This is a genomic window from Desulfobacter vibrioformis DSM 8776 (assembly GCF_000745975.1).
Lineage (GTDB): Bacteria > Desulfobacterota > Desulfobacteria > Desulfobacterales > Desulfobacteraceae > Desulfobacter > Desulfobacter vibrioformis.
Genome location: NZ_JQKJ01000020.1, coordinates 81,948 through 93,385, shown reverse-complemented (window position 1 = coordinate 93,385; position 11,438 = coordinate 81,948). Strand labels below are relative to the sequence as shown.

10 protein-coding genes and 1 pseudogene are annotated in these 11,438 nt (G+C 54.0%); 1 reads left to right on the top strand and 10 read right to left on the bottom strand.

Annotated elements, in window-relative coordinates; genetic code table 11:
- A pseudogene (locus Q366_RS21755) lies at positions 1-259 on the top strand (hypothetical protein); the annotation flags it as partial.
- Positions 260-1,000: 741 nt separating this feature from the next.
- Here Q366_RS21755 and Q366_RS13600 read toward each other — a convergent pair.
- From Q366_RS13600 to Q366_RS13555, 10 genes are read right to left on the bottom strand one after another with little or no spacing between them, the layout of a single operon-like run.
- A complete protein-coding gene (locus Q366_RS13600; RefSeq protein WP_035239863.1) occupies positions 1,001-2,008 on the bottom strand; it encodes a hypothetical protein in 1,008 nt (335 codons plus the stop codon).
- A complete protein-coding gene (locus tag Q366_RS13595) occupies positions 1,998-2,789 on the bottom strand; it encodes a polysaccharide deacetylase family protein (protein ID WP_051958057.1) in 792 nt (263 codons plus the stop codon). Before Q366_RS13595 ends, Q366_RS13600 begins: the two co-directional genes overlap by 11 nt.
- Positions 2,786-3,928 (bottom strand): glycosyltransferase family protein, encoded by a 1,143-nt coding sequence (locus Q366_RS13590; RefSeq protein WP_035239860.1) that lies wholly within the window; start codon positions 3,926-3,928, stop codon positions 2,786-2,788. Before Q366_RS13590 ends, Q366_RS13595 begins: the two co-directional genes overlap by 4 nt.
- A complete protein-coding gene (locus Q366_RS13585) occupies positions 3,925-4,530 on the bottom strand; it encodes a histidine phosphatase family protein (protein WP_051958056.1) in 606 nt (201 codons plus the stop codon). Before Q366_RS13585 ends, Q366_RS13590 begins: the two co-directional genes overlap by 4 nt.
- Positions 4,527-5,621 (bottom strand): glycosyltransferase family 4 protein, encoded by a 1,095-nt coding sequence (locus Q366_RS13580; RefSeq protein WP_035239858.1) that lies wholly within the window; start codon positions 5,619-5,621, stop codon positions 4,527-4,529. Before Q366_RS13580 ends, Q366_RS13585 begins: the two co-directional genes overlap by 4 nt.
- Positions 5,618-6,853: a glycosyltransferase family 4 protein gene (locus Q366_RS13575; RefSeq protein ID WP_035239856.1), complete on the bottom strand. Its 1,236-nt coding sequence runs from the start codon at positions 6,851-6,853 to the stop codon at positions 5,618-5,620. The genes Q366_RS13580 and Q366_RS13575 overlap by 4 nt, the downstream gene beginning before the upstream one ends.
- Positions 6,850-8,019, bottom strand: coding sequence for a glycosyltransferase family protein (locus Q366_RS13570; protein WP_035239854.1), 1,170 nt, complete (start codon positions 8,017-8,019; stop codon positions 6,850-6,852). The genes Q366_RS13575 and Q366_RS13570 overlap by 4 nt, the downstream gene beginning before the upstream one ends.
- A gap of 6 nt (positions 8,020-8,025) precedes the next feature.
- Positions 8,026-8,721 carry a class I SAM-dependent methyltransferase gene (locus Q366_RS13565; protein ID WP_051958055.1) on the bottom strand — a complete coding sequence of 232 codons (696 nt, stop codon included), beginning with the start codon at positions 8,719-8,721 and terminating at the stop codon, positions 8,026-8,028.
- On the bottom strand, positions 8,718-10,766 hold the full coding sequence (locus tag Q366_RS22180; RefSeq protein ID WP_035239851.1) for an ABC transporter ATP-binding protein: 2,049 nt from the start codon (positions 10,764-10,766) through the stop codon (positions 8,718-8,720). The genes Q366_RS13565 and Q366_RS22180 overlap by 4 nt, the downstream gene beginning before the upstream one ends.
- Positions 10,750-11,430: an FkbM family methyltransferase gene (locus Q366_RS13555; RefSeq protein ID WP_156968178.1), complete on the bottom strand. Its 681-nt coding sequence runs from the start codon at positions 11,428-11,430 to the stop codon at positions 10,750-10,752. Before Q366_RS13555 ends, Q366_RS22180 begins: the two co-directional genes overlap by 17 nt.
- Between the last annotated feature and the right edge of the window lie 8 nt (positions 11,431-11,438).

Below are 11,438 nucleotides of genomic sequence, written 5' to 3'. Positions count from 1 at the left end.
CCAGTGTTTCTGTAAGGATCGGGCCCAAATGAGACGGCGTGTGACCTTCTTTCAAGCCTTCTATAATTTTGCCAGGCCACATATGAGTTTGCGCTTACCTTTGTCTGAGCAGGAAACATCCGCCTTGGGATTGATTCACCCCAAGTGGCAACATCGAACCCCTGGAATGGCTGCCGGACTGACGAATCATGTTTGGACATTTCGAGAGCTTCTGACCGCTAAATTTGAGCCGTTTCATAATCAAAGTAATAGCGGGTGAGCACCATAAGTTGTATGAAGCTCAAATCAAGGGTTTATCGGATAAAACCCTCCTTGTGATAATAGAATTATGATAGACATGTGGGGAAGTCCTCATCAAAATAACTTTAAAAATAGCTTTTTCGCATCCAGGTGTAAAGGGATGAGAACAAAATTTAGCAGGACATAAAAAAGTGCCTTTCAATCATCCCTATCCGGGCAAACCAGGGTGAGAAAGAGGGGCTTGAAAAACGCATTTTTATATAATAGGGTAAGGGGAAGTACCATGTTGCTTTGGAGAAAGTACGATAAAAGTCCGGTTAAAGTCCGCACATCAAAACAACTTTGAAATCGGCCTAGAAACCAAGCCTCCCACCCACCAAGTCATTCCACCCGGCACAGACTTATAACATGTTTTGCCCCTCAGTTATCACCCCCCTCCACAGTGGTTATGGACAGATTCTGTCTATTACTTTTTTAAATTGAAACGACTTAAATCAAAAATCCAACTTCCTCGCCAGCCCGACCACCGGCCAGGCAATTAAAAAACAGGGCACCTCTGATATTGTTCAGCACTCAGCCACACCCAAATCTTTATAAATTTTCTTGGCCAAGAAATCATTTTTTTTATACTGTAAGGTGTGATTGTTTCGTAATATATCTCATATAGTTATAATTATAAACCCCTAAAAGACCCTGGAACACAACATGAGCTATCTAATGAGTTTTAATCAAGGGGCCTCCGATCCTCTCACTGACGCCTCTAAAAATTTACCTTCCACTTGATGCCATAATACAGGGTCCGGGATTTCGGAAGACCCTGGAGCCCCGCCTCATAGTCCCGGATTCCAATCTCCGGTCTAATCCACAGACCCTGGACCGGGGCGTAGTGGAGCAGTAAATATAAAGACTCTGCCATGTCCCTGCCCGGTGCCGTGTCAACACGGTTGCGGCTCTGCCCCCAGCCGGTTTCAATCATCAAATTGTCCCGAATCCGGTACAGGACCATGAAGGCATAGCCGAAATTATCGTTGGCATGGACCTGTGATCCGCTGATTACCGGATTGCCGTCCGTGGCTGAATAGAGGCCGTAGGGCCCGGGATTTTGGCTGGTGTGGATGCTGCCGCCCAGGTACAAAGGCCCCCATGCCATGTCCAGTCCAAGGCCCAGCACCCATGAGTTGACATCATAATTTCCACTGGCGGACTTGAGCGTGTATCGGTTGAATCCTGCTGCTGCTTCAATGCCCAGGGGCCCTTTGGCAAAGTTGTAGCTGATTTCCATTTTGGGCAGTTTGACCTCTTTGGATGCCCCGCTGACTCCCAGGGTTTTGAGCCTGGGCTCAATGGCGGCAATTTTAAAGCCCTTGTACCGCAGTCGAAGCATGGCCCGCCGTCCTGCGGAAAGCCCGCCGTAGTCATCCAGACAATAGTCCATGTACACCGGTGTATAGTCCTTGCCCGCCAGGAACCAGATCTTGCCGAATTTATATTCGCCCCACAACCGCCTTATGTCACCCTTCTGACCCAGTTCGAACCTGGCTTTTCGGCGGCCTTCCCTGTATTTGGCTCCGAGTTGTATCTTTTCAATACCAAAGTCCAGGGTACGGCCTCCCGGCCCTTCATCGGAATCCTCGATAAAGGAGTCAAATTCAAGCTCCCCGTAGAAATTCCACGGCTCACCGGCATCTGCGGTCTGGTTCCATGCCATCAGCAATAGAATTAGGAAAAAACCCAGGGCAGGGGGGTGAAACGTTTTCTCAATTGCCATGGGAGATCAACTGCCTGAATGTGAGTGGGGTGATATTTCTGGCCTGCCGGAACCGGGCCAGGATCAGGTCCAGGCATTCAAATGCCCTTGGGTTCATTCGCCTGTGATGGAGCATGATGCCGCAGACACCTGTGCCCAGAACCTGTTCCAGCTCCAGGGACAACTGCATTCTACCCCCCAGAATATCCTTGTCTTTGCGGGTGTGCAGGTCCACATGAACCGGGAATTCAGGCAGTTGTGCCTGGGGAGAGGCACCAATATCCCTGGAAACAGCAGCAAAACTTAGACGTTTAAGATGATCCAGGGTGCGGCTGTCGCACCGGTTCCATGGTGGGGTGAATGCCCGGAAGAAATGCTTTCCCAGGAACTTTTTCATTTTCCGGGAACCTGATTTCAGGTCAAATGCGAGGCCATGGTCTGGCCGTCCTGGCCCGAATTCCTGGTTTTTTCCCTGGGTTTCATGATTGACATGCCGCCATCCGTGCTGGTGCCAGCAGAATAAATTCCCTGCCTTATAGGCGTCCGGTGCCAGGGCCTGCCAGCGGTCAGGGCTGAGCCAGGCAGGGACCAATGCGATATTCAACGGCATTTGGTGGGCCATAAAAAGCCGGACCAGTCTGTCCCAGTTTTGGCCTGGAACGCCGGCATCATCTGCCCTGAAATAGACCAGGCTGCCTGTTTCAGGGATTTTTTCCAGTGATGCATCCAGGTGTCGGCTAAATTTGTTCAGATTCCAGGGGGGCATGTCCCCATAGATCCGGGAGGGTTGAGGACGGCTCATGACAGATCTCCCAAGATCATCCGGGCAGCCCTGGCAGCCCCGTCCAAGTCGGGCCGGTTCCCTTGGGTATGCGGATGGGCCAGCATTTTTTTGATCCGCCGGGCCAGCCGGTCCGGGGACAGGTCCCGGGGCCCAAGGCGCTGGATGCCTAAGGATGTTCCCAAGGAGCGGATTCTCAATCCTTGTTCCCGATTCTGGTCAAAGGGCAGGGCCAGGCATGGTGTTTGGGCGGCCAGGCAGTTCATAAGCGTGTTGTACCCGCCCATGCTTAAGACCAGATCCGCGGCAGCCAGCAGATCCACAAAGTGCTGGAAAAAGCGGAATACCCTGAGGGCGGTACTGGATTGGTTCGCAAGTTCTTTTCGGATCTCTTTTTCCATATAGGGGCCGGTGACCAGGATGGTTTTACTCCCGGAATCCAGGCGGGGAGAGGCTGCAGCGGCAGCCCTGAGCAACCTTTGACCCACGCTGCCGCTGCCTGCCCCTGCCACGATCAGGGTGTCTGCATCACCCTTTAATAATTTTTTTCGAATGGCATGGGCCCGTACCCTGTCCGGGAAAGGGGTGACAAATCCGGTGTAGGCAATGGGTATTCGGATGGCATCCAACCTTGAAAATGTCTGGTCCAGGCAAATCAGGTTTGGGTCCGAATGGATGAGGACCAGGTTGAAATATCGGTTGAGACGGTCTACCACCCGGGCTTCGTAGGCTGCGGTATCCTTTTTTTCCACAAGGAGATCCCTGACACTGCAGACCACCCGGCAGCCAGACCTTTTAGCAAGACGTTCCAGAACCGGTTCCAGTTCAAAGGAAAAGGCTTTTCTGCCAAACGGATACAGCTCTACCACAAACACATCGGGCTGCTCTGCTTGTACAAGCTCCATGAGGGCCTTCTTTCGCAGCCCCTTGATCTGGTTAACATTTTTTCCCGGCACAGGGCTGTACAGCCCTGAGAACGCTTTGTCCATCATCAGGCCGGGAAGAGAGACCTTACGGATATACGCCGGAATTACTGCCGGAAGCGCTTTGCCGCCGGTGACCAGGATAATATCATGGCCTTTCAGTGCCTTGAGAATTTCCAGGGTGCGGAAAAAATGGCCCATGCCCAAAACATGCTGGCAGTATACCAGGATTTTCATTTTGTTCCTGCTTTGCAGGTACCGGAATCCAGGGCCAGGGCATTGGGTACAACCCGTTCCGGGGTAAACCAGTGAAGGTGGAAGGGCTGAATTTCAACCCCCTTGCCCGGCATATAGTCCAGTCCCAGTCCATGGTATATAAGGGCTTTGATAACGGAATAATGGGTGATGACCAAAAGTTTTTGGACCGGCAGTGCATTGATGGCTGCCAGGGCCCTTGCCAGCACCTGTAACCTGGATTCTCCGCCATGCGGTGTAAAATTCCACCCCTTTTGTTCCTGGCCATGGAGTTCGCCGGGATCGGCTGTGCGAATTTCTGCCAGGGTTTTCCCTTCCCATGTTCCAAAATGTTGTTCCGCCAGGCCGGGAAGGGAAACCATGTCAAGGTTTAAGGCCCTGCCAAGTATCCGGCCTGTTTCCCGGGCCCGTTTCATGGGACTTGCCACAATTCCTTCAATCCCCAGGCCGGACAATTGACCGGCCCATGCCAGGGCCAGCTCCCTGCCCCAGGGGCATAAGGGGATATCCTGGCGGCCCTGGATGCGTTTATCCAGGTTCCACTGGGTGGGCGCGTGGCGTATAAGCCCGATCCTGGGTGTCATGGAATCATTTGGGATAAGGTCTTGGCCAGGACCCTGCGGGTTGAGTTGATATCATGGTGCATCCGGGTATTTTCCCGGGCCCTGCGGCCCATCAATTCTGAAAGTGCCCGGTCCTTTATCAGTGTATCCAGGGCGCCTGAAAAGGCTTTGCTGTTAAAGCAGGGCACCAGGAACCCGGTTTTGCCGGAAATCACAATATCCGGGATGCCACCGGTGTCAAAGGCCACCACCGGCAGTCCGCAGGCCTGGGCCTCCAAAAATACCATGCCAAGGGATTCCCGGATGCCGGGAAAAGCAAAAATATGGCCGGATCTGTAAAATTCCGGCATGGCCTGGCTGGGAATCCTGCCGGAGAACTGATGGCGACCGGGTAAGTATTTTTGGGCGCAAGCCCGGATTTGAGGTGCCATGGGGCCGTGACCTGCAATTTTCAACATAAATTGCCCGCCTTGGGCGGCCAGGTCAGCGCAGCATTGAATCAGCCAGATCAGGCCCTGGGTTTTCACACCCGGCCTGAACATGGCTGCAGTAAGAATCACAGCTTTCCCCTCGTTTTTTCGGTCTTTTTTCCGGGGGCCAGGGGAAAACCGGGCAAGGTCTATGCCAGGGGGCACATAGCCCAGCCGGGGGGCCTTTATGATCCGCTTCAGATTTTTATAATCCCGGCAGCTATTGGCAAGCACCCCATTGGCCCGGGACAGGGCAAACCGGTTTAACGCATACCCCGGGATGGTTTTAAACCGTCTTTTCCGTTTGGATGCATAGCTGGCGGAAAAGATCAGGTAAGGGATGTTGAAAAGACCGCACACCAGGGGGCCTAGGATGTCAGGGGCCTTGTAATAACAATGGTAGGTGATCCAGACATCCGGCCGGTTTCTATAATACCGGGACAGACATCGAATAAAATCCAGGACAAGGGCCGGCCATTTCCGGGGGGACCAAAAGATCCAGCGCATCCGGACGCGGCTGGGAATTTCTATGTCATGGTTTAAATCTTCAAGGCAGACAATGATACCCCGGGCAATGGCACGGTCTCCTGAGGCATTGGGATGGTCATGGGGTTTAAACGGGGCGTAAAAGACAAGCTTCATTCCAGCCCCATCCCGGTTTTATAAACGGCTGCCAAATCCTTGATCAGTTTTTTTCGATCAAAACATGCCCTGACTTTTTTTCGCCCCCCCTGGATGAGCCGTTCCCTGAGGGTTGGATCGTTCATCACTCTTTCCGCGGCCAGTGCCAGGGCCCGGGGATCTTCCGGCGGCACCAGGATGCCGCTTTTTTCATGGACCACCAGCTCGGGAATCCCTGATACGCCGGGCAGCACCACGGGGACGCCCATGGCCATGGCCTCGGCCAGGACATTGGGAATTCCGTCTCTGTCCATATCGGGTGCAATCCTGCACCCCAGCATGAAAAGATCTGCCCGGGCATAATGGGAAATCACCTGTTCATGGGCCAGGGTGCCCAAAAGCCGGACATGATCCGTAAGTCCCAGGGATTGTATGAGCCTTGTCAGTTCACCGGTCAGGTCTCCTTGTCCGATCATGTTCAGGTGAAAAGACAGCCCCTTGTCTTTGAGCTGGGCCATTGCCCGGATCACCAGGTCCAGTCCTTTTTTGGGTACATGCCTTGCCACGGTAAGTATTTTAAAGCACGGGTCCGGGAGTGTTTTTTTACAGGGTTTAAAAAAGTCCTGGTTAATGCCGTGGTACACACAATGGAGCCGGGCGCCGGGACAAAGGGATTTGAGCCGGGCCAGGTTGTATCGGGTGCAGGTCACCGTAAATGCGGCCAGGGCCAGTTTTTCTTTGAGCTGGGCCGGATTCTGGGTATAAATGTCCTTGGCATGGGCAAAAAATGAAAAAGGCATGCCTGAAAGAATGCCGGCAAACAGGGCCACGGATGTGGGAGAATGGGCAAAATGGGCATGAAAGTGCAGGGGCCTGTCCCCGGGGACAAGGCTGTTGACCATAAAACCTGCCTGGAGCAAATGCTTGAATGTGGCCATTTTCCCGGAACGGGTCCATCGCTTCAGGGCGAGACCCAGGGCTTTGGCATAAAATCGGGGCCGCTTCATTGCCAGTTGTAAGTTGTGGCGCACAAGCCCGGCCATGTGGCCGGACAGGGTGGCGGGCAGATAATCCACCCGGGCCCGGATCTGTTTTATGTGGTCATGGACAAACGGTTCTCTGGGATGACGCATGGAGATAATGCGGATTTTAAACCCCATCTGTTCCAGTCCCAGGATTTCAGTGGATATAAAGGTCTCTGATATCCGGGGATACCCCTTGAGGATAAAAATGATCTCAGGCCCCTGGTTCATGGGTGTCCTGCCTTTCTGAATTGTTCCACCTGTTCCCGGATCACACCGATCCCGGTCATGTCAAACCCGGCCATGGCCTGTTGTTTTTCCAGGGATCGGCCCAGCAGGTCCGTTATTTTATTCCCTAAATGTTCAGGCGTAAGATCCCGGGGGGGGATATAGTCAACCAGGCCCCGGGCTGACAGGCATTGTGCCCGGATCAGCTGCTCTTTGCGGGGGTGGTCCCGGGGGACCACCAGTGTTGGGGTGGTGCAGGACAATGCCTCGCACAGGGTATTATAACCGCCCATGCAGACCAAAAGATCCGCAGACCGGATCTGGGCTTCCATGTCCGTGCAAAACCCGCGTGCGGAAATGTTCCGGGCCTGGGCCCGCTTCTCCAGGAGGTTCTGCTCTTTTTTTCCGAGAAAAGGACCCAGTATCATGCTGGCGCAGACCCTGTCCGGCCTGCAGGCCTCATACCAACTCAGAAACGCGTCAAACAGGGTAAATCCGTCTTTTCCGCCGCCGGCTGTGACCAGAACTTTTTTCTTGCCCTTTGGGATGCAGGGGCCTTGATTTACCTGGCGTTTGAGGTAGCCGGTAAAACATAATTTGGGGGTCAGGTCCGGGGGAATGTTGTACTCAGCCACGGGATCGTAAATCTCCTGGTTCCCGTATACCCAGATGTGATCGTAGTACGCGTCTATGGCTGAAAACAGGTTTTTCCGTTTCCAGCTGGCCCGGACGCTTTGGGCATCATCCATCACATCCCGCAGGCCCAGCACGGTGCGTGTCCGAGGCAGGTGTTCTCTGATCCAGCCCAGGGCCGGGACAATCTCTTTTTTAAGGCCCAAAGGGGCCTTGTCCACAATGAAAAGATCCGGTTTGAAGGTTTTAACCACGGACAGGACAATCTCTTTGCGTATGGCCAGAACCTGGTCCGGTGCCAGGCGGACGGCCAAGGGCTCGTATTGGTCCCTGTCAGTCTTGATCATACCGGGAATACGGACATAATCAATGCCCCGGGGGAAACAAAACTGCCCGGCCAGGGGGCAGCCTGTAATGATGAGAATATCAGTGCCCTGTCGCGTCAGTGCCCGGGCTATGGTGAGGGTTCTGCGGATATGTCCAAGACCGTAGGTGTCGTGGGAGTACATCAGGATCTTGTAGTCAGGGGCCATCATGCCGTCCTATTGGGGTGTTTTCGTCGGGGTGCATCCCTTGGAACCGGGTTCAGCCAGGGCCGTAAACACCAGGGTGACTTTGGCATGCAAGGGTTTTTGCACCTCTTCCGGGGGCAGGGCATGTGCCTGCCAGTCACTTGAAAGATATTGGATGATGTAGTCCATGACCTGGAAACGGCCATCGCAGGGTTCAGGACAATTATATATTTTGGCCAGCCCGGCAGCCGTGGTTTTGAGATCTTTGTTCACATAGTAGGACCGCCGGACAGTAAACACCAGCATGGCGTGGGACCAGGCAGCCACTGCGTCCAACAGGGAGGTGAGCTTTCCGGTTCCCACGGTTTTTTTGCCAATGGTGTCGATGAGCATGGCAATGTCGTAGGTTTGGTCCGGCCGGTCCAGGATATTCCGGCAGAAGAACTTGGCCTTGGTATTTCGAATTTGGCTGATGGCATTGGCTGCCCGGATTACGGCCGGGTCTATATCAAACCCGTGAACCAGGGCCGCGCCTTCATCCAGGGCCTGGAAAGAAAAATACCCAAGATTGCATCCCAGGTCGGCAACCCGCTTTCCTGTAAAATCAATTGCGGAGGGGCAGGCCAGTCCATCTTCTTCATACCCCATCCCGGCCAGCGCCACCTGCCCGGATTCACCGGTTACCGGACGCCACACCTGGTCCGGGGTAAGATTTACGGGAATCATGGGGTGCTCCCGGGTTCGGCATTCTGGAAATCCGACATCATGGTGTAAAACCGTTCCTTTTTGGCCATAAGTCCGTCATAGTCGCCCCACTCCACCAGCCTGCCCTGGTGCAGGACACCGATGTAATCGTATTGGCGGATATGGGAAAGGTTGTGCTCCACTGCCACCACCGTGCAACTGCCCCTCAGGCGGGTAAGCTGGAAAAAAATTCGCTGCCGCAGTCCTGGGTCCAGACCGGAGCCCATTTCGTCTAAAAGCAGGATCCCGGGTTGTTTTAATAGCGCCGCTGCCAGGGCCAGGCGCTGGCGCTGCCCGCCGGAAAGTCTCTCCCCGCGAAAGCCCACCTGGAAATCCAGACCTGCCTGAATAATAATTTCCAGCAGATCATAGGTGATGAGCAGGGGCACCAATTTGGGCAGCCAGTTCATTACAGCGGTTGCATCCATGGCCTCGGGCTTGCCTCCCAGGATTTGTTCCAGCAGGGTGAATTCCTTCGGGTTCGTATTTTTGGGGAAAAACCGGATTTGATCCCGAATATCCCGGGGCAGACCTTCGCGAACCATATCCCGCATTTGATCCAGCTCCTGTCCGGCCTTGTCATAAAATTCCGGTTGGGGCACCCGGTTCAATCCGAACAGCAGCAAATCAGGAAAAAGTCCGGCCTGCTGGATGGCCAGTATCATATCATCCTGATTCGGCTCCTGGCCCGCGCCTGATGCCTTTACAGGATACAGCAGGTTCTGTTTCAGGCTGCCGTCAAATATGTAGGGAAATTGGGAAACCACCCCCCAAAAAGGGGCCAGGTCCGGGCTGTTCAAGTTTTTGATGTCATTGCCACCCACCAGGATTGTTCCCTCGTACTGGCGGATTTTGCCTGCCAGACAATTCATGAGGCTGGATTTCCCGCTGCCCGACCGTCCCACAAGGGCCACCATCTCACCGGCATTGATACTCAGACTGATATTTTCCAGGACCCGGATGTTGTCCGAATATGCCAGGCCCAGGTTTTTGATTTCAATGTTGCCTTTTACTGGCTCAAACGGCTTTCGGGATGGAATATCTCTCTGGGCCGGGGGCTTGTCAAAAAATGATTGAACCTTGCGGTACTGGACCTTCGCATCCTGCTGGATCTGGATATAGCCCATCAGTTCGGTCCATGGGGTGAACATCAGGGCCTGGGCAGACAGGAAGGCCACCAATTCCCCCATATCCAGACTGCCTTTCACCGCCAAAGATCCTCCGGCCAGGAAGATGAAAAAGGGACTCAGGTTGATGAAAAAATTGCTCACGGCCTTATACCCCAGTTTTGACAGCCGCCACTTGATCCGAATCCGCCTTAACCGGTATGTCCTGCTGGAAAATGCATCCTGTTCAATGTTGTATCCGCTGTGGGCCTGGATGTCGTCGATCCCGGAAAATGTCTCCGTGATTTTACCGTTCAGCTCCTGGCCCAGGGTCAGCCGTTCCCGGTTGGCCTGGTTGGTCAGAGACTGGATCCGGGGCAGCAGTACCAGTGCCAAGGGGTATACACAAAGGGAGAACAGGGCCAGCACCGGGCTGATAAATGCCAGGTACCCCCCTAGTAACACCAGGGTGAGTATATTGGTCAGGGGAACGGCCCAGGCGTTGCCCAGGTAATCTCCCACCGGGCCCAACTGATTGATCAGGGGCGAGGGGATAGCACCGGGGCTATGCTTGATATAAAAGGACCAGGGCAAGGTCAGGGCATGCCGGAAAAACGCGTTTCGCATCCGGCTCAGGATACTTTCCCCCACAAGGCTCTGGAGAAAGAGCACGCCGTATTTCAACCCCAGCCCCATGAGCACGGACCCAAGAAATCCTGCACAGTAAATATAGAGCAGGTCCAGATCTTTGTTCCGGATGGCCTCATTCACGATGCGTTTTTGGAATTCAATGGGAAAAATCCGGATGCACGCAGACAGGATGGAGGCCAGGAAAAGCCCTGCCTGGAGCCAGAGTCCCCCCTCCAGGGACCAAGACAAAAGCGTTCGCTGTACAGGCGTTTTTTCACAAGGCGATTTCACTGCGCGTATTTCCTGTAATTCGTTTGCTGACAAAAAGCGCGTCCCACACATCACCCCGGGCCGGCATCTTTTTGTGGGATACCCTGTCCACGCAGAAGAAGCCAAGTTTCCTGAGCCTGGATTCAAGGCGGTCTGCCGGTGCCTGGCCTTTATATCGCAGGGTATGGGATAATTCAAGGATGATGCCGTGGATTTGCATTATGAACCCTGCGCTTCCACTGAGTGCCGCCGCCTCACTGCCCTGGACATCCAGCTTTAAGAGACCGGGAGGGCCATCCAGCACCCGGTCCAGGCGCACCTGCTGCACCTCAATCTGCTCCGCTTCAGTCCCCCGTTCCCCAAGGGCGCAGGTCAGCTCCGGCAAAGGCGGCAACAAGGAAGAATAGGGATTTGCTTTTAGAATGTGCAATGCCCGGGTCGTGTCACGTGCCCCCAGCGCCTTTTCATGAATTTGTACCCCCATGTTTTTGAAGGCTTTTCCAAGCTGTTGCGCCCGTTTGGGAATGGGCTCAAACCCGTATATTTTCCGGTCCGGAAAAAGATCCTTGCAGATGCGGATAAATTCCCCTTTGTAACACCCACCGTCCACCCAGGGACCGGGCATGAGCCCAAGGATTCTTTTGTTTCGGTGGATGAGCATTGACAGAGGGGAACAATGGATCACATCCTTTT